Source organism: Rheinheimera sp. (genome assembly GCF_036782235.1).
Classification (GTDB): domain Bacteria; phylum Pseudomonadota; class Gammaproteobacteria; order Enterobacterales; family Alteromonadaceae; genus Pararheinheimera.
This window is the reverse complement of record NZ_DAIPZL010000002.1, coordinates 321451-341153: the sequence shown is the minus strand read 5'-3', so window position 1 is coordinate 341153 and position 19703 is coordinate 321451. Positions and strand designations below refer to the sequence as shown.

Genomic DNA, 19703 nt, shown 5'->3' with positions numbered 1-19703 from the left:
TCTGAGAAGGTTAAAATTTCAGGTAAAAGTCGCGTAATAACCGCCGGTAATCTGCACTGTAAGCCCCGTCCGCCTGATGGATCAACAAAGGCTCAGCCTGCGCTAATGACAACAGCCTGGCTGAGTCTTGCTGGCGGCATAACGTCATCAACAGCCGGCTGACCGGTTTTTCCGCGCTACTGGCAACAGCTGTTGCTCTTTGTAACCACCAACCGTTTTCTTGTGCCAGCAACCAGAACTGCACAGCCGCATCAGCAGGTAAAATCAGGCTGAACTGGCCGTCGTCACAAAGTAACCTGGCTGCCGTTGCCAATAAATCAGCAAAAGACAGTGAATCTGTATGCCTGGCTTTGGCGCGTTGTTCATCTTTGGATTTGAGCGCGTCGGCAAAATAGGGTGGATTACTGATAATCAGCTTATAGCGCCGCTGATGTGGATGGTCACAACTATCCGGATAGGTTAGAATGTCGCGCTTGATCACCCGGATCCGGTCTAACCAGGGGCTTTGTCTGACATTGTCAGCAGCCTGAATGGCAGCAGCGCTGTCCAGCTCTACCGCATCCAGCAAGACGGAAGCCGCAGTACGTTGGGCCAGCATCAGCGATAAAATACCGCTGCCGCAGCCGATATCCAGCAGGTAACCGTCAGTTGGCACCTGAGTCCAGGCGCCTAATAATAAAGCGTCAGTGCTGACTTTCATCGCACAGGCGTCATGCGCGACATAAAATTGTTTACAGCGAAAACCAGCGCTCATAACACACCCGGGGATCAACTAAATTCAGTGAGGTTGCTGTGATGCCACCTCAAACCGCAAGCAGTGTACGGCATCCACCATCAGGTTGTCAGCCCGCATGATGTCACAGAACGCTTGCCCGACTAAAGTTAACTCAATGATTTGTTTAAAAAGGTACTGCGACTGTGACTGACGATATCAGCCAAGTAGAAATCACCTCATTTGCCGATTTTCAGTTTGATGATGACATCAATAAAGCGCTGACCTTTGGCGGATTTACCAAACCAACCAGTATTCAGCAGCTGGCCATTGGCCCTGCCATGGAAGGCCGCGATATTCTGGCCAGCGCACCAACAGGTACAGGCAAAACCCTGGCCTTTTTATTGCCTGCTATTCAGTATCTGATTGACTTCCCACGCCGCGATCCGGGTTTTGCCAGGGTGCTGATCATGACACCGACCCGTGAGCTGGCCTTTCAGATCTTTGAACAAATTAAACTGCTGACCCAGTTTACCTCGTTAAATGCCGGTGTCATTACCGGTGGTATTAACTACGGCAGCCACAAAGAAACTTTGGAAAAAAACAACGACATTCTGGTGGCCACACCGGGCCGGCTGATTGAATACATGAATGAAGAAAGCTTCCAGGCCGATGAAGTGGAAGTGCTGATCCTGGACGAAGCCGACCGCATGCTCGACATGGGTTTTGTTGGTGAGATGGATCGTATTATTTTAGAAGCCAAACGCCGCCGCCAGACCATGCTGATTTCCGCCACACTGGAAGGGGTTGCCATCAGCCGTTTTGCCAAACGCGCGCTGAAAGAGCCTTTGCTGCTGGAAGCGGCGCCGCCCCGCCGGGAACTGGGCAAAATTACCCAGTGGATCCATTTAGCGGACGATGCTGAGCATAAACTGGCGCTGTTAAAACATTTATTGCAACAACCGGAATTGACCAAGGTGATCGTTTTTGTCAAAACGCGTGAGCGTTTGGCCACCTTAAGCGGTCAGCTGGAAGCAGCCGGTTTAAAATGTTGTTGGTTACAGGGCGAAATGCCACAGGATAAAAGGCTGCAGGCGGTGTCGCGCTTTAGCCAGGGTCTGGTGCGGATTTTATTGGCGACAGATGTGGCGGCCCGTGGCCTGGATATTGACGATATCAGCCATGTGATCAACTACGATATGCCGCGCACCGCCGACATTTACGTGCACCGTATTGGCCGTACTGGCCGCGCCGGTAAAAAGGGCATTGCTATTTCCCTGGTGGAAGCCCATGACATTGGCGTGGTAGGCAAAGTTGAGCGTTACACCCAGCAGGCATTAAAACGCCGGGTTATTGAAGAACTGCGCCCTAAACACAAAGAAGCCAAGGCCCCTGGCAAAACCAAAAAACCTAAATCAGCCGCCAAGAAAAAAGCGCTGAAAAAGGCCGCCAAAGCCAAAGCTTAAGCCGCGGCTCAAGTCCAAAAACAGCAAAAAAAAGCCGCCCTCACTGAAGGCGGCTTAAAGATAAGGCGATAAAGCTTTACCTGCGGTTCCATACAACACAAACCGTCAATTAACTTGACCTGACAGTTGTACCAAAACATCTTCCCAAAAACTGTACAAAAACGTACAGTCCGAGCCCGCAGAACCCAAAGTGTGAGTGCTGACTGTACACTTTTGCACAGTGTGCCCGGCTGTTTTTGTTTAATCTGCTGTGTTGTGGTTCTGGTACCGCACACCGGCTACACTAAAAAAGCTCGTGTTCAGCCGGTTGACCAGCCAGAAAATACATTCAGCCTGATATTGTTTTACATCGACGGCAGAAATAGCAACAAACGATGCTTCTGTAATAAAGAGTGGCCGCAGTATCAGCGAATACTGTGCCCGACATCCAAGGTCAGGCAAAATAACTCGACTACTGAAACAATACATCATGTTGCTCCGACCATAGGACAACGGTGATTTGAGTGATGAGCACGCTGAATGGAATTACCACAAACCAACCCCAGCCTCAACAGAACAGAATGGAAATTTGCAGCTTTTAGCGTGATTTTAAGCTTGATTTTGTTGATTTTTTTGCTGCTGCCTGGTTTTAAAATATTTCATGGCGACTTACACCAGACGGCATTTTTACATCTGGGTTTTGAGCTTTTTGCCGTGCTGGTGTCTTGTATGGTGGTGCTGATGGCTTTTCATGGCGTCAGCCAGAATTATCAGCAGCTGAGTAACACCTTAATTTTTGGTTTTTTACTGGTCACAGCGGCCGATGTTTTTCATGCCCTGAGCTTTCATGGTATGCCGCTGATGCAGCAGGAAAATCCGGTGCAAAAAGCGATATTTTTCTGGTTTAGCGGCCGAAGTGCCGAGCTGCTGACCATGCTGGCCATTGCAACCGGATTTACCCTGAAGGGCTCCCGTTATCTCTGGCTGCTGCTGGGTTTGACCGCAGTGGTTTTGTTGTATGCATTCAGTCAGACCCATCTGAACCTGTTGCCGGTATTTTTCCAGATTGGTGAAGGGGTCACGCCGTTAAAATCAGCGATTGAACTAAGCCTTGCCGCCGGCAATCTGCTGCTGGTTTATTGGTTTTTCCGCCGTTACCGGCAAAGCGGACAACAAACCTGGCTGTATCTGGCACAAGCCTGTTATGCCATGGCGCTCGGTGAAATTGCACTGAGTTATTACAGCAGCACCAGTGACTTTATTAATATTCTTGGCCATCTGTTTAAGATTGTCAGTTATGCCATGGTGTACCGAGCAACCTTTTTAACCAGCGTTCAGGAGCCCTATCAGTTATTGCATGCCTCAGAACAAAAACTGCAGGCCAGCGAGTTACAGCTGCACACCTTACTGAACAACCTCACAGTGGCAGTGGCACAGTTTGACCCGAAACTTCGTTATCGTTACGTCAATCCGGTATTTGCACAATTTCTCGGGGTAAAGGCCACAGAACTGACCGGAAAAACGCTGGGGCCGCCACTAACGGAAGACGTATTACAGCTGATTAGACAACCGATGCAGCAGGCTCTGCAAGGCGGCAGAGCCGATCTGCAATACACCTTTGTTGACCAAAGGGGCGAGCTGAGGTATCGCTCCGCCACATTCGTACCGGAAATTCATTCAGGCCAGGTGCAGGGAGTGATCGCTATTGTCAGCGACACCACAGAACTCGAACGCAGCAACCGCGAGTTAGTGGCAAGTCTCAAAGAAGTCTCGGATTTAACTGCAGCATTAAATGCCCACGCTATAGTGGCTATCACCGATGCCAGCGGTAAGATTATTCAGGTAAATGATAAGTTTTGTGCTATTTCCAAATACCAGCGTGAAGAGCTGCTAGGGCAGGATCACCGTCTGATTAATTCGGGTTGTCACCCACGCAGTTTTTTTGTTGGGTTATGGCGCACGATAAGCAGTGGCAACATCTGGAATGGCGAAATATGTAACAGAGCCAAAGATGGATCTTTGTACTGGGTGTTCACCACTATAGTGCCTTTTATGAACGAACAGGGAAAACCACAACAATATATCGCCATCAGAGCCGATATTACTGAACGGAAAAAAGCCGAACAGGAAGCACTGCGCCTGGCATTCCATGATGAACTGACAGGTTTACCCAACAGACGCTTAATGCGTGACCGGCTGATGCAACTGATTAAAAACTGCAGCAGACAACCTCACTATGGTGCCGTGCTGTTGCTGGATCTGGATAACTTTAAAGAGATCAATGATACCCTGGGCCATACCGCTGGCGATACACTGCTGCGCCAGGTGGCAGACCGTCTGCAGCACTGCATTCGCCAACAAGATACAATAGCTCGAATTGGCGGCGATGAGTTTGTAGTACTGCTGCAGGATATAGCGCCAGAGCCCGAACTGGCATTAATTCGCGCCAGTGAACAAGCGGAACGCATCAGGCACTATCTGCTGCAGCCTTTTGAGTTATCCGGCCAGAAAGTATCAACTTCACCAAGCATCGGGGTTGTGCTTTATCACAGCGGCAGTGACGATGCGGATGAACTCTTAAAACAAGCTGATATGGCGCTCTATAAAGCCAAAGATGCTGGCCGTAACAGAGTGCATTTTTTTAACCCTTCACTACAAGCTGAAGTGACGGAAAGAGCGCAGCTGCTCAGGGAACTGCGCGATGCTTTAGAGCAGCAACAGTTTTGCCTTTATTATCAGCCTATTGTAGATAAATTTAATCAAATTACCGGTGTCGAAGCGCTGATCCGCTGGCAACATCCGCTCAAAGGCCTGGTGATGCCGGGCGCCTTTATTGAACTGGCCGAACAAAGTAATCTGATTTTAACTTTGGGTCAGTGGGTGCTGGATGCCGCCTGTTTACAGCTGAAACTCTGGGCAGAGCAACCAGAAAAATCGTTCTGGACCATTGCGGTCAATGTCAGTGCCCGCCAGTTCCATGATGAACATTTTGTGGAACAAGTGCAGCAGGCATTAAACCGGCACGGTGCAAATCCACAGCTGTTAAGGCTGGAACTTACCGAAAGTATGTTGCATCAGGATTTGGATTTAACAGTGCAAAAGATGCGTACCTTACAGCAGATGGGGGTGCGTTTTTCGCTGGATGATTTTGGCACCGGCTATTCATCGTTAAGTTACTTAAAAAAACTGCCGCTGGATGTCCTGAAAATTGACCGCTCTTTTGTCACTGACGTGGAGCACAACAGCAATGCTGCCGCCATAGTGCGTACTATTCTGGCACTGGCTGCTAATCTTGAGCTCAGTGTAGTGGCCGAAGGTGTGGAAACTGAAGCACAACGCGCTTGTTTATTACAGGCCGGTTGTCCGGCATTCCAGGGTTATTTGTTTAGTAAACCACTGCCGGCCGCAGCCCTGCCAGACAAGGTCAGACTTTATATTCCTGCCGCCTGGTCTGAGCCTGAGCACTACGGATAAAAGGCGGCTTTAGCAACCTGCGCTGTCTTGTATTCTTGTTGCTGCCAAGGCGGCACTGATGCTGCACAGATTTGTACATTATTGCCGCGCCAGTTCTGCTAATCTGAAGGCTGGCCCAGACAACACCTGCACAAACTGATGATTATCAAGCCGTTATCCTCTGTTCTTTCACTTGTGATCCTACTGTGTATGCTGCAGCATGCAGCAGTTGCCGCTAAACCTTTGTTGCAGGTTGGCATTGGTTACAGCGACCAGCTTCATGCCGGGCCCCAACCCCGATCTTATACCTTTGAAGTGTTATTAACTTACCGGCTGTTCACCGAACTGGGTTACGACGTGCGTTTTGTCACAGCCCCTTATGCCCGCCTTACCGAGTTATTACAACAGCAGCAACTGCACATAGCGACCCGCCAGTCTGGTCTGGCGCTCAAGGGGTTATTTTACAGCAGCCCTTACACCAGTTTTGACAATCAGGTGTTTGCACTGGCAGAGAGCAAAGTTGAGCTGAACAACATCAACGATCTAAAGCCCTACAACATTGTTGCTTTTCAAAATGCCCGCCAGGTGCTGGGGCCGGAATTTGCCAGCGCCAGCCAGCAGGCTAAGTCTTATCAGGAATTGCTGGACCATACCCAGGCCGTGCAGATGCTGCTGAAAAACCGCAGCGATCTGCTGGTCATGGATAAAAATACTTTTTACCGGCGTTTAGCTGAACTGAAACAAAGCGAAACACCAGTTGTCAGTTTTGCCATTTTGCCGAAGGTACAGTACCGGCTCGGTTTTTATCAGCCACACTTGCAACAACAGGTAGAGCGCCTGTTGTTGCAATGGCTGGCCTCAGGCCAGCTGGACCGGCTGCGCGCCGAGGCTGCTCAATCAGCACCAGCGATTGAACAACTGCTACGTACGCATCAGGGCTGAACACTCTCTGGAGTCTCAGCCAACACAGATAGCTGCAACACAGTGGCACAGGCCACAGCTTCACAGAAGGAAACTTATATGCTTAAACATCTGTCGATACGCCAGCGTATTTTGTGGTTAGCCATAGTGCCGGTGCTGCTGGTGGCACTGGTGCTCACTTTGCTCTCCATCAGCCACAACAACACAGTGGCAGCCCAGGGGGCAACCCAACTAAAAGAGTCCTTGTATCAGGAGCGCCGCGCCCAGCTGGATGCATTTTTAGAACTTGCTGCCACAGCCACGTCCGTCACCACAGATCCGGAGCAGAAAAAAAACATTTTACGCAGCCTGCGTTATGACAACGGCAAAAACTACTTTTTTGTGTATGACAAAGCCGGAGTGCAGGTAGTGAGCGCAGACAATCCGGAGCGGGAAGGCAAAAACTTTCTGCAGTCAAAAAGCCCGGAAGGCCGCTTTTTAGTGCAGGAATACATAGCAGCAGCCACTAAAGGCGGTGATTATGTGCAATACAACTGGCCAAGGCCAGGCAGCACAACACCGGCACCCAAGCTGGCCAAAGCAGTGTTGTTAGCCGGCACTGACTGGGTTTTGGCCACTGGCTTTTATATTGACGATCTGGAGCAAAATATTCAGAGTCTGCAGCAAAAAACTGCAGCAGAAGTGCAGGCTGGCCTGGTGCAATCGGTGTTGCTGGCGATAGTACTGGTGGCCATCATGGCCGCTTTTGGTGTGTTTTTTGCCGGCAGTATCACCAAACCTTTAAGCGGAGCAGTAGCGGCTATGCAGGATATTGCCAGTGGTGATGCTGATTTAAGCCGGCGCCTCGATAATAGCCAGGGCCATGAACTGGGCGCTCTGGCCGATGCTTTTAATGCTTTTGCCGGCAAAGTCACTACGCTCGTCACCAATGTACGTGATTCGGTCACTTTATTACGCAGCTCAGGCGACGAGCTGGCCAAGCTGATGCACAACACTGAACAGGGGGTTCAAACCCAGCATGCCGAAAGTGATCAGGTGGCTACCGCCATGCATGAAATGGCCACCACAGCCCAGGATGTTGCCAACAGCGCCAGTGGCGCCGCCCAGGCTGCCCATGCCGCCAACCAGCAGGTAGAGGCTTCAGCCAAAATTCTCGATGGTGCCATTCTGGTGATCAACGGCCTGGAACAACAGGTCGAAAAAGGTGTGCAGGTCATCGCCGCTGTCGGCACTGAATCCCAGAATATTGGCGGGGTACTGGAAGTGATCCGCGGTATTGCCGATCAAACCAACCTGTTGGCACTGAATGCCGCTATTGAAGCCGCCCGCGCCGGTGAGCAGGGCCGTGGCTTTGCCGTAGTGGCCGATGAGGTGCGCACCCTGGCGGCCCGCACCGCCAGCAGCACAGATGAAATTAATCAGATGATAGGCCGGTTACAACAAGGTGCACGCGACGCTGTGCAGGCCATCAGTCAAATTAAGGATCAAAGCCAGCACACAGTGCAGGAAGCCGGCAAAGTGGAACAGGCGCTCAGTGAAATTCAGCAATCTGTTGCCACTATTAACGATATGAATAATCAAATCGCCAGCGCAGCTGAAGAGCAAACCACAGTGTCAGAAACCATTAACCAGAACGTACACCAAATAGTGCAGATAGCCCAGGAAACCGCAGCAGGCACTGAACAGGCCGTCGGTATTACCCGGCAGTTAACCAAACTGGCCACCGAACTGGATCAGTTGGTCGGCAGTTACCGCACCTGAGCACCAAGCGGCAGCCGGGTGAGCCGGCTGCCGGAAACTTGCTAACAATTCCCTGATAAGTGCCGGCACTGACTTACATAATTTATATATGTTGTTATTTTTATTAAACTTTTTTAATTACCTAAATTAGGTTCGTCTGATAATTTGCTATACAGCAGCGTGAAATTCTGGTTATGCTGCCAGCAATACATCGTACTTTTTTTGCTGATCATCGTGAACAAACCAAAACTGACCTTACAACTGAGCCTGCTGCTTGCCTGTAGTTATGCGCCCTTTGTACTCGCAGAGCCCGCAGCTATACAGCCTGGCAACACGACCTTGTCGCTGGCTGTTGGTTATGGCCAGTATGGCAATATTCTGCATCAGGGGAATGCAACTCCCCTGTATTTGCTGCCACGGGTCAGTTATTACCGGCAGCGTTTTTATCTGGAAAATCTCGATCTGGGCTACAACCTGTGGCAACACCAGGGTTTTTCGTTGGATCTGACCACAAAACAAAGTTTTGATGCGCTGTTGTTACGACAAGATCCGTTGCAAGACGCCCTGCTGCGCGGTCTGGTCAAATCAAAAAAAATCTTTGTGATGCCCACCAGCAGCAGGCTGGATCAGCTGTTAACCCCAGAGCGACGCCAGTTTAGTTATCTGACCGGCATCAGCCTGTTTTACAACCAACAAAACTGGCAACTGAGCAGTGCACTGCAACAGGATATCAGTAAGGTGCACCATGGACTGGAATGGCAGCAAAAAGCCCGCTACCTTTGGCAAAGTGGGCCTGTTGCCCTGGCTGTAACTGCTGAATATCGGTATTTATCCTCAAATTACAGCAACTATTATTTTGGTGTTGGCCCTGAAGATACCCACCCCTTATCGGTAAAACGGCCAGAACTCAGACTTTATCAATACCAGCCGGGCGCTCAGTGGTTACCGGCACTGCGGCTGGAGAGCAGTTATCAGCTGAAAGACAATACCAGGTTGCTGCTGAACTGGCGGCGCGAATGGCTGCCGGATGCGTATCAGCACAGTTTGTATTTTGCCAAACGCCAGCATGATATCTGGTTTGCCGGAGTGCTCTGGTCATGGTAAATACAAGATCCACATTGTTTTGCCTGCTGTTGGCGGCCTCTGCCCTGGCGCAAGCAGAACAAAACCAAAATGCGGCATTACCAGCGCCACAACTGAATGTGCAGCCTCAGGCTTGTATCGCCAAAGGCCAGCAAAGCTGTACTGTGGATTTGTTGATCAGCTGGCAAAGCCACACCATCTTATGTTTAAACAAACAACAACAACCTGGCCGAACCTTGGTTTGTGGCAGTCAGATCAATCAGTACCCACTGAATGTCACCATCGACAGTAATCTGGTGCTGGAACTCAGAGACGCCCAAAACCATCAGCTCGTCAGCAGCAAAACCGTTAAATATCTGCAACAAACTGACTATTCATCGCTGCCGGAACGTCGGCTGAGCTGGAGTATTTTCTGATGAGTTTTCATATTCTGCTGCTGGAAGATGATGTCGCGCTGGCGCGGCTGACCAAAGACTTTTTACAACAACAGGGTTATGTGGTGAGCCTGGCCAGCCATAGTCAAAAAGCCCAGCTGTTACTCAAACAACAACAGATTGATTTATTGCTCTGTGACGTGATGCTGCCGGGCCAGAGTGGTTTTGAATTTGTTGCACAGATCCGCCAGAGTTACCCCGGCCCTATTTTATTTATGACAGCTCAGACCCAGCTGCAGCACCAGCTGACCGGTCTTGGCCTGGGCGCCCAGGATTATCTGCTCAAACCGCTGGATCCCCGCTTGTTGCTGGCAAAAATTCAGGTGTTTTTGCCCAAAGCAACAGCCAAACCTCAGGCAGAAAGAAGCACCGAATACAGGCAGTTTAATCTGCTGCTGGATAGCCAATGCCGCAGTGTCACCCTGGCCGGTCAAACGCTGCCACTGACCCACGCCGAGTTTATGTTGTTGCAAACCTTATTGCTGCAGTTTGGCAAAATTGTCAGCCGCAACTGGTTGTTCCGCGAACAGCTGGGGCGGGAATACGATGGCATGGACCGCACCATGGATGGCCGTGTGTCACGTTTACGCAAAAAACTGCAGGCAGTCGACGCCAAATGGAACATAGTCACAGCCTGGGGCGAAGGGTATTACCTGTCTTATGAAAATTCCCCTGCTGTTTAGCTCACCGCTGCTGCGTTTTTATCTGGTGCTGACCAGCACAGTGTTGCTGCTGGCTTTGAGTCTGAATCAGCTGTATCAGTTGCAACAACAGCAACAGGCTCCTTCAGTCGATGCAAGACTGGTGCTGGATGCAGTGCAAAAACTCCGGCAGCACGACAAAGCACTGAGCTGCTCTGTGGATCAGGCACAAAGCTGTGATGATTCGTTGTTTCTGGTTTATCCGGCCGGCTTCTGGCAAGGGGTGGTCAGCCCGGGAACCAGCAGCATTATTCCACTGACCGACAGCAGTGGTGCTCAGATGTTGTGTAGTGTTGAGCAAAGTGGTGAGCTATTGTGTCTGAATCAGCTCAACTGGCCTGTGGCAACACCGGCCGGGCTTGACGCCGCTTACCTGTTTTATTTTTTGTTGTTATTGCTGCTGTTTCGCATCAGCCGTAACTTATTCCGCGATGTGGAAGTGCTGCATCAAAGTGCACTGGCCGATATCCGCTTTGGTAAATTCCCCGACTTTGTATTGTCTGAAAGCTCCTATCTGGCGCCACTTGCGCAGTCGCTGCGTAATATGACCAGCAGAATTGAACAACTGAATAAGTTTCAGGCCGAAATGGCCGAGACCGTGTGTCACGATATTAAAACCCCGCTGGCACGGCTGAAATTTATCAGCCACTTGTTACAGGCCGACAAAATTGAGCAGTTTCGTGAGCAAATAAACAATAATGTCAAAGAGATAGAATCAAACGTTTATGAATATCTGCGACTGGCGCAAAGTGGTTATCACGACAACGAATTATCGTTAAGTCAGTTTAGTGTGCAACCTTATCTGCAACAGCTGCTGCAGCCTTATCGGGAGCACAGTAGCCTCTGCATTGAGCTCAAGGCAGACGCCGGACTGTCCATCAGTGCGGATCAACAGCTGCTGAGCAGAGCACTGAATAATTTAATTGCCAATGCGCTGCGTTTTGCCCAACACAGGGTCTGGGTCAGTGCTGAAATCATCAACAGCAATACAGGCCGTCAACTGCTGCTTAAAGTCATGGATGATGGTAAAGGCCTACCGGCGCAGACAGCACAACAGACACAGCAGCCGGATCTGATCGAACACCATGGCCTGGGTTTGTCGATAGTGCAAAGAGTGGCAGAAAAACACCGGGGTCGTTTTGAGCTACGCCAGGATGCCGGCCAGGGGGCTACAGCGGCTTTGTATCTGCCGCTGTAGCCGTATTACCACCAGCTTTTATAACATCCAGGCGTAGCTGAATTTTAAGAATACCGAACGTTGGTCGCGGGTTAAACTTTCGACCTCGTCATCACTAAAGGCATTGTCGCTGTAACCGGCAAAAAACAGGGTTTGTGGATTTAGCTTGTACGAATACAACAGCTGCGAGCCCAGCGTTTTTTCTCTGGCCTGTACTACCCCGGTATTATTGGCCGGGTTTCGGCTGATATCGGAATAAATCAGCGCCAGACGGACAAAACTGCGCACCGAAAACTGATAACTCAGACGTAAATCGGTCAGATTGGCGGTAAAAACTTCAGCATTCATCGCATCAAGCGTACGGTAAGTATGGCGCGCCTGCACCTGCAGATGTGCATCCACATTCCAGCGCAGCTCTGGCGCCAGCTCTAAACCATCGCCTAATCTGTTATTGCGAAAATCCAGTTTGTCGCCGGTTTCGGCTTCCAGCGCTAAAAATACCCCAGACCAGGGCTGCACTTCAGCGCCGGCTGAAAACAACCGCTCAGCAAAAAGCCCGGTGTTGGCGTCCACCTTTAAGGTGCTGCCATCAAGCCTGCTGCCGACTCGGTCACGGCCGGTCAGGCCAATAAAACCATAAGCCTGCTGGGCGCCCCACAGCTGAAATTCAATTTCGGTTTCTTTTTCCAGCAACTCACCATCATCATTGTGGGTGATATCCCAATCCCCCCAGATCTGAAATCTGTTCCACCAGGGTGAGTCCGAAAACCACTGATAAGTGCCACCATGCACCATTTTGTGGCTGTCGGTTTGCGGCATATAACCCATGTCAGCGCGAAAATCAGCATCCAGTCCCTGATAACGGCTGTACCAGCTCCAGTTGCGGTTTTCATGTTCATAAGCCAGATATTTGGCCATATCACTAAAGGCCTGATCTTTCACCCGAAGTGCTGCTTCGTCACTGAGTAACGCCGCCAGCTCAGTCGGATATTCGCTGTTGCTGCGCAGCAGCTGCGCTATCACTTTGTCCTGCGCACTCAACTGGTATTTGACGTCCAGACCATGCACAAAGTTGTGATAGTCGTCACTCTGGCGCAAGGTACTGATCCAGCCAAGCGACAGCTGTGGGTTCAGATCAAAACGGTAACGCAGCACGGCGTTTTCACTTTTGGCATCCAGACTGGCAATGTCCGAGCTGATATTGCCCGGCACGATAAAAGTGGTACTTTTATCGTTGGCAGCAAAAAAAGCAAAAGATTGCTGGTCGTGGCGGCCGGTGAGTTTTACGCCGGCATCAGGCGATGACACATTGCGGGTGTATACCAGATCCATTGGCGAAGAAAAATAGTCGGCATTATCGAGGAAAAATGCGCGTTTTTCGGCAAAAAACAGTGCAAAAGTATCATTGACCGATACCTGGGCTTCGTCGGCTTCGACCTGGGAAAAGTCCGGGTTTAAGGTAGCGTTTAAGCTGATATCCGGCGTAATACCCCATTTTAAATCCAGACTGGGCTCAACATTGGTATCACTTTGCCAGTCGGTATTGCCCGCAGCTGTCACTTCACGTTGCTGGCTGGCCCCCATCACCAAAGACGGCACCAGGGTAAAATGGTGGCCTTGTTTAGCACCGGCAAAACCAGTGGCTGGCGACATCTGGCAAATCCAGCAGGGGTTATTACGCTCAATTTTATTGCTGGAAATGCGGTTTCGCACATCCCGCGGATAAAACCGCAACAACTCCAGTTTCCACTGTTGCTGCGCCAGCCGATCGTTAAAATTTAACATCCTAAGCGGAATAGCCACTTCCACCTGATAACCGGTTTTCGTGATTTTACCGGCACTTTGCCAGATCCCATCCCAGGCATCACTTTCCATTTTGATGATTTCATTTTCGATGGCATCAGCCTGCACACCAAAAGGATTGATAAAAAACTGATACGCCAGTTTACTGTCGTTATAGGTGTCTATTTTGATACCGACGTTGTCGTCATCCCAGATTTTGTCGCGGTCACGGTAAAAAGCGCGGATTTTGCTGGGATCCGGGTCTTCCGCCACAAAACTGACATAAAAAAATTCGCCGTCTTCCATCACATAAGCTGTGGTACTGACCGGCGCCGGAGTGTTTTCGGCCGGCCAGGTGTTGTACTTCAGCTCAACAGCTTTGGCTTGTTGCCAGGCGGCTTCATTCAGCTCACCATCCACCACTACAGCGCTGTTCACTCTGGGTATGGCAATTTCAGCCGCCAGCACTGGCCAACTCAAGGCACAGAGCAACAATCCTAATGTTTTTTGTCGAAAAAGCCTCATCACAAATCCAGTTTGAGCGCAAAATTGCCGCTCACTATAAAGAGCTGACCAACGCTTGACAAACGAATGCGCCAAAGCAGCAAAATCTGACGTTTAAACAAAAAGCCGCCTGAAGGCGGCTTTTTGTTTTGCTGTATAAGATATTGATTTTTATAAAATCAACGTTCCCAGTAGGCTTCTTCCAGACTATCTTCTTTTTCCGGTAAACCCCGGGATAACCTTGGTGCATTTTGCACCAGAATGGCGTAACTCACCCTGTTGGCATATTTACAGATCTGGGCAAAAGACGAATAAGCCAGATAAGGCAGCTCATGTTTGCTCGACAGCGGCAAGGCATGACGGTGGTAATGATTGGCGGCAATATCATGCAAAATGGCCGCTAAAGCACCATCCCCTGCACCATTGGTGTTTTTAATCCGCTCAGGCCCGCCTAAATAAGGGTCAATATGTGAATACACTTTTACCGGCTGTTTGCAGTGCTGTTTTTGCACCGGACGGCTGAATTCAAACTGGTTATAGTCGGCAATAGTGCCGGATTTTATCGGATTGGTGGTTTCACGTTTGCCGGCTTCATCGGTATAACCACAGAGATACAAACCTTCAGGGCCAGCGGTGATAAGCACCATATCAGTGAGCTCCAGCGCCGCTTCTGCCGCCTGTAACGGGTCGGCAAAACCGGTTAAAGCTTCGGCTTCGAGCTCATTCATCGCCAGCACATCGACATAATCACGCACTGTGGCGAGAATAAGCTCGCGGTGTTCTTCCACCAAATGTTTGGTGCCAAGGCTCATCACCACAGGCACATTGTGCTCTTTGGCTACCTGTAATAGACGCAGCATCGCTTGCTGAATCGGCTGGCCTGAAGCGCGCAGTGGATAAGCACTGACCACCACAGCAGCGGCACCGGCAATGATCTCTGTTGGAATATAAGCCGGAGTTAAAGCGTCCATTTCACCCGGGTCAATCACAAAGGTACGCTCGCCATCCGGGGTGATCATGGTAATACCGCGGCCGATATCCCCTTCCACACCTTGTAGGTGGTTCATATCCACTTTAGAGCTGGTATGACATAAATAATGATAAGCCGGGCTGCCAAGCTGAATATTGGCCGACATCACGCCCAGGAGCACAGATTTATCGTCCGCCAGTACTGAGTAGTTATGAATAGTATTGCCAATGGTACCGCCGGCAAAATGGTCGGAAATAGCGCCGTTTTGCACCAGCTCCTGATAAATCTGATCGGCTTTGCCGTGTTCCACCAGGTTAGATAAACCCTTGCCAATATTATATTTTTCTAAAAATTCGTCCGACACATTGGCAATCACATCGACGATGGTTTGATCTAAACCCACTACATAAGTGTCCAGCTCAGGCCGCACTTCAAAACTTGGTAATTGTAATTTTGGCTGGGAGACCGGGAAATAATGCTTCAGTTTACGGCGGCCGGGAAATTTCATCGTTCAATCCAAATAAAGGTCAGGCCAGTATTTTAGCAAAACTGCGTGATAAAGCGCAGCCGCTATTTTTGGCGGCGCAGCGGAAAATAAAGAGCGCAGACGATATTTTTAGCGACCTGCGCAAATCGGCAGAAGTTCAAGTAAGGCTTTGCCAGCGGCAACTAGCCTGGTCGGGGCTCAGGCGTTTTGGTCTTTCCGTAAGAACACCAGCTGTGTCGCACTGGAGTCGGCACTGCTAAACCGATACCCTCCCAGATTAAAGTCTTTAAGCGCCTCCACTTGCTGTACCTGCTGCTGAATCACATAACGCGCCATTAAACCCCGGGCTTTTTTGGCAAAAAAACTGATAATTTTATAATCACCGTTTTTATAGTCTTTAAACTGCACACCCAGCACAGGACGCGCCAGCAGCTTGGGTTTGACTACTTTAAAATATTCCTGCGAGGCTAAATCCAGAAGCACTGGTGCCTTTAACTGTTCCAGCTGCTGATTGAGCTGCTCTGTCACTATATCACCCCAGAACTGATATAAATTGGCACCACGGCCATTGGCCAGGGTGGTGCCCATTTCCAGCCGGTATGGCTGCATCAGATCCAGCGGTTTTAAGACACCATAAAGCCCACTTAAAATGCGTAAATGTTGCTGGGCATAATGCACATCATCGGCGGTTAAACTCGTTGCATCCAGCCCCTGATACACATCACCGTTAAAGGCAAATAAAGCCGCTTTGGCGTTATCTGGCGTAAAAGGCAAATGCCACTGGGCAAAACGGGCGGCATTTAAACCGGCCAGTTTGTCGCTGATATGCATCAGTTCAGACAACTGCAGTGGTGTCAGAGTGCGGCAAATTTTAATCAGCTCAGCGCTGTGGTTTAACAAGTCCGGCTGGCTGCAGGCAAAATCCGGCGCCGGTGTCTGGTAATCTAAATCTTTGGCAGGAGATACAACCATTAACATCGGGTTTGTCTCAACAAAACTACAATGGGGCGCGACTATAACAAATGCCGCGCGGCCGGCAAAGTTACTGTGGCCGTAGCTTATGCCGAAAAAACCGGCAAAAACGCCAAAGCCAGAATAAAAGCGCTGATTTGTGACAAAATTCCGCAGTTTGCTACTTTGCGCCATGCTGCCGAACTGGCAAAATCGACAGTCGTGTTGCCCTGTCCACTTCATCAGCACAATCAGCATTATTTTTGCTTGTTGGACTGTTGCATCCCGAATTAAGCGTAAGTTGAAACCGTGAATTTTCATCTGCGCGACACAATAACAAGATAATTTAACGGCCATTCAAGCTGAAGCTGCGGTAGCGGCCCAAGGCGCCGCCGAAAATGCAGGCCTAGTGCAAATCAAGTGCAGATCAAGTGCAATGCACCAGCAGCTGAGGTCGGTCAAAGCGGCAACTTTGCGCTTTGCCGCACAACCAGACAGCTATAATGACGGCAGCGCCGCCACTTCGGCGGCAAACCGCCTGATATGAACCAGATGGTTCATACCAAAGTATGACCCGGGGTAATGGGTAATTATGTTGTAATTTTCCTACAAATATTTAGAATCAGTTTTAATTTCAGCAAAAAGCTGACCAAATAACGGTAATAAAACAATATGAGCACTTTATTAGAGCAATTAAAAGCTGTGACTACAGTCGTAGTCGACAGCGGTGACATTACAGCCATCGAACAATTCCGCCCTGAGGATGCCACCACCAACCCATCATTATTGTTAAACGCCAGCCAGCTGGAGTTTGCCAAGCCTTTGTTGGCCGCAGCTGCCGCTTATGCCAAAAGCAAAACCGACGACGGTGCAGCACAGTTAAGCCTGGCTTCTGACAAATTTGCCGTCGATGTGGGCACTGCCATCAGCAAACTGGTACCGGGCCGCATTTCCACTGAAGTGGACGCCCGGTTAAGTTTTAATACCCAAGCGACCATTGCCAAAGCTAAACAATTGGTTGCGCTTTATCAGGAAAACGGTGTTGCTACCGACAAAATCCTGATCAAAATTGCTTCCACCTGGGAAGGGATTCAGGCCGCCAAGGTGCTGGAGCAACAAGGGATCCAATGTAACCTGACGCTGTTATTCCATATGTGCCAGGCCCGCGCCTGCGCTGAAGCCGGTGTATTTCTGATTTCTCCTTTTGTTGGCCGTATTCTGGACTGGTACAAAGCCAATACCGGCCAGAGTTACGATGCCGAAACTGACCCGGGCGTGATTTCGGTGCGGGAAATTTACCGTTATTTTAAACAGCATGGCCATCAAACTATTGTGATGGGGGCCAGCTTCCGTAATACAGGTGAAGTGCTGGCGCTGGCCGGTTGTGACCGTTTAACCATAGCCCCTGCCCTGTTGGACGAGCTGAGCAAACAAAGAGGCGAGTTGACCGTACACTTGCGTGACACAGGTGCCACCCACAAAGCGCCTGCGGCTTTAACTGAAAGCGAATTTCGCTGGGCACTGAACGAAGATGCCATGGCCACCGAAAAACTGGCAGAAGGCATCCGTAAATTTGCTATTGACCAGCGCAAACTGGAACAAGTGATAAGCATAGCGCTGCAATAACAGCAGCGCTGCCATAGGCCATCTTCATTAACAGGAGTTTTTATGTCGTCTGCTGTCTGGAGCGACCTGCTCGCTCTTGCAAAGCAACCGCTGGATTTGCGTGCAGAATTTGCCAAAGATCCAGCCCGGGCTGAACGTTTTGCCTTAGATGCCTGTGGCATTCATCTGGATTATTCGAAAAATCTGATCACAGATGCAATTTGGCAACGGCTGTTAGCCCTGGCTGAACAAAGCCCGTTAGCGCAGAAAAAAGCGCAGATGTTTGCCGGCGACAAAATTAACAATACCGAACAGCGCAGTGTCTGGCATACAGCGCTACGTGCACCTGTCACCGCCAATCTGAGCCTGGATGGGGTTGATATCAGCAGCGAAATTGCCGATTGTCATGCAAAAATGCATCAGCTGGTCAGTAGCCTAAATAACGCACAGTATTTGGGTTATAACGGCGAGCCTATCACTGACCTGATTTGGATAGGCATTGGTGGTTCTTTGCTGGGGCCACAAATGGCAGTGGAAGCTTTAACACCTTACAATATCAGCCCGGTACAAATTCACTTTGCCGGCAATATTGACGGTGCTGTGGTCACTGATGTGGTCAAAGGTCTGGATCCGGCCACCACCTTGGTATTTGTGGCGTCCAAGTCTTTTGGTACTGAAGAAACCAAACAGAATGCGCTGGCTATCCGTCAATGGTTCCTCGACAACGGCGCCGATAAAAACGCCATTGCCAAACACTTCTGGGCCACCTCTTCCAATATTAAAGCGGCGGCTGAATTTGGCATCATCCCAGAACATATTCTGCCGATGTGGGATTGGGTCGGCGGCAGGTATTCATTGTGGTCGGCCATTGGTTTTCCGCTTTGTTTAATGCTGGGTGTCACCCAATTCCAGCAGCTGCTGGCCGGTGCTTATGCCATGGATCAGCATTTTATGCAGGCACCCCTTGCCGAAAATATGCCGGTGATTCTGGCACTGTTGGGCGTTTGGTATATTAACGCTCACGGCTGTCAAAGCCAGGCACTGTTACCTTACAGCCACTATTTACGGCTGTTGCCTTCTTATGTGCAGCAGCTGGATATGGAAAGTAACGGCAAAGCTGTGAACCTAACAGGCAAGGCGCTGGATCTAGCGACAGCGCCTGTGATTTGGGGGGACGCCGGCACCAATGGTCAACATGCTTATCATCAGCTGCTGCATCAAAGTGCATTGGCAGTGCCGGCTGATTTTATTCTGCCGGTTCGGCCAGCCCATGATTTAACCGATCATCACCAGCGTCTTGCTGCCCACTGTTTTGCCCAGACTCAGGCCTTGATGCAAGGTAAAACCATCAGCGAAGCCCATGCTGAAGTCTTGGCTGCAGGTGGCAGTGCCGAAGAAGCGGCACTGTTAGCTCCACATAAAGCCTCACCTGGTAATAAACCAAGCAACACTTTGTTGTTGCCTGAGTTATCCCCTTATTACCTGGGAGCATTAATTGCACTCTACGAGCACAAAGTTTTTGTGCAGGGTGTGCTGTGGGACATTAACTCTTTTGATCAATGGGGTGTGGAGCTGGGTAAACAATTATCTACACCTATTTATCAGGTGTTATCCGGTCAGCAGCAGCACCAGTTTGATGCATCGACCAGCAGTCTTATCAAACGATTTCAGAAATAAGTTATTGATTAAAAACTGAAAAAGGCAGTGAATGCACTGCCTTTTTTTATGTTTTTTCATC

The 19703-nt window shown here is 49.9% G+C and carries 15 protein-coding genes; 11 read left to right on the top strand and 4 right to left on the bottom strand.

Annotation, left to right across the window (positions count from 1 at the left end; genetic code table 11):
- Nucleotides 1–10 precede the first annotated feature (10 nt).
- A complete protein-coding gene (locus V7P87_RS03735) occupies nt 11–754 on the bottom strand; it encodes a tRNA1(Val) (adenine(37)-N6)-methyltransferase (RefSeq protein ID WP_333796226.1) in 744 nt (247 codons plus the stop codon).
- A 164-nt stretch (nt 755–918) separates the two neighbouring features.
- On the opposite strand from V7P87_RS03735, the gene srmB reads away from it, so the two are divergent.
- The 8 genes from srmB (at nt 919) to V7P87_RS03695 (ending at nt 11687) form a co-directional block, all read left to right on the top strand.
- On the top strand, nt 919–2178 hold the full coding sequence (gene srmB / locus V7P87_RS03730; RefSeq protein WP_333796225.1) for an ATP-dependent RNA helicase SrmB: 1260 nt from the start codon (nt 919–921) through the stop codon (nt 2176–2178).
- Between the two features lie 519 nt (nt 2179–2697).
- Entirely contained in the window at nt 2698–5631 is a 2934-nt protein-coding gene (locus V7P87_RS03725; protein WP_333796224.1) for a bifunctional diguanylate cyclase/phosphodiesterase, read from the top strand.
- 189 nt (nt 5632–5820) lie between these two features.
- Nucleotides 5821–6552 (top strand): transporter substrate-binding domain-containing protein, encoded by a 732-nt coding sequence (locus V7P87_RS03720; protein WP_333796223.1) that lies wholly within the window; start codon nt 5821–5823, stop codon nt 6550–6552.
- A 78-nt stretch (nt 6553–6630) separates the two neighbouring features.
- Nucleotides 6631–8292 (top strand): methyl-accepting chemotaxis protein, encoded by a 1662-nt coding sequence (locus V7P87_RS03715; RefSeq protein WP_333796222.1) that lies wholly within the window; start codon nt 6631–6633, stop codon nt 8290–8292.
- Between the two features lie 213 nt (nt 8293–8505).
- Nucleotides 8506–9375 (top strand): MipA/OmpV family protein, encoded by an 870-nt coding sequence (locus V7P87_RS03710; protein WP_333796221.1) that lies wholly within the window; start codon nt 8506–8508, stop codon nt 9373–9375.
- Nucleotides 9369–9770, top strand: coding sequence for a DUF3019 domain-containing protein (locus tag V7P87_RS03705; RefSeq protein ID WP_333796220.1), 402 nt, complete (start codon nt 9369–9371; stop codon nt 9768–9770). The genes V7P87_RS03710 and V7P87_RS03705 overlap by 7 nt, the downstream gene beginning before the upstream one ends.
- Nucleotides 9770–10471 carry a response regulator transcription factor gene (locus V7P87_RS03700; RefSeq protein ID WP_333796219.1) on the top strand — a complete coding sequence of 234 codons (702 nt, stop codon included), beginning with the start codon at nt 9770–9772 and terminating at the stop codon, nt 10469–10471. Before V7P87_RS03705 ends, V7P87_RS03700 begins: the two co-directional genes overlap by 1 nt.
- The gene (locus tag V7P87_RS03695) at nt 10449–11687 is read left to right on the top strand and encodes a sensor histidine kinase (protein ID WP_333796218.1); all 1239 of its coding nucleotides are present in this window, start codon (nt 10449–10451) and stop codon (nt 11685–11687) included. The genes V7P87_RS03700 and V7P87_RS03695 overlap by 23 nt, the downstream gene beginning before the upstream one ends.
- 18 nt (nt 11688–11705) lie before the next feature.
- On the opposite strand, the gene V7P87_RS03690 is transcribed toward V7P87_RS03695, so the two are convergent.
- The 3 genes from V7P87_RS03690 to yaaA form a co-directional block, all read right to left on the bottom strand.
- Nucleotides 11706–13928, bottom strand: coding sequence for a carbohydrate binding family 9 domain-containing protein (locus V7P87_RS03690; protein WP_333796217.1), 2223 nt, complete (start codon nt 13926–13928; stop codon nt 11706–11708).
- Between the two features lie 203 nt (nt 13929–14131).
- Nucleotides 14132–15430: an inosine/guanosine kinase gene (locus tag V7P87_RS03685; protein ID WP_333796216.1), complete on the bottom strand. Its 1299-nt coding sequence runs from the start codon at nt 15428–15430 to the stop codon at nt 14132–14134.
- A gap of 177 nt (nt 15431–15607) precedes the next feature.
- Nucleotides 15608–16387 carry a peroxide stress protein YaaA gene (yaaA, locus tag V7P87_RS03680; protein WP_333796215.1) on the bottom strand — a complete coding sequence of 260 codons (780 nt, stop codon included), beginning with the start codon at nt 16385–16387 and terminating at the stop codon, nt 15608–15610.
- Nucleotides 16388–16411: 24 nt separating this feature from the next.
- Here yaaA and V7P87_RS03675 point away from each other — a divergent pair, with 24 nt between their 5' ends.
- The 3 genes from V7P87_RS03675 to pgi all read left to right on the top strand — a co-directional run bounded on the left by V7P87_RS03675 (nt 16412) and on the right by pgi (nt 19642).
- A complete protein-coding gene (locus V7P87_RS03675) occupies nt 16412–16654 on the top strand; it encodes a hypothetical protein (protein WP_333796214.1) in 243 nt (80 codons plus the stop codon).
- Between the two features lie 378 nt (nt 16655–17032).
- On the top strand, nt 17033–17986 hold the full coding sequence (gene tal, locus V7P87_RS03670) for a transaldolase (protein ID WP_333796213.1): 954 nt from the start codon (nt 17033–17035) through the stop codon (nt 17984–17986).
- Between the two features lie 42 nt (nt 17987–18028).
- On the top strand, nt 18029–19642 hold the full coding sequence (gene pgi / locus V7P87_RS03665) for a glucose-6-phosphate isomerase (protein WP_333796212.1): 1614 nt from the start codon (nt 18029–18031) through the stop codon (nt 19640–19642).
- The last annotated feature ends 61 nt before the right edge of the window (nt 19643–19703 follow it).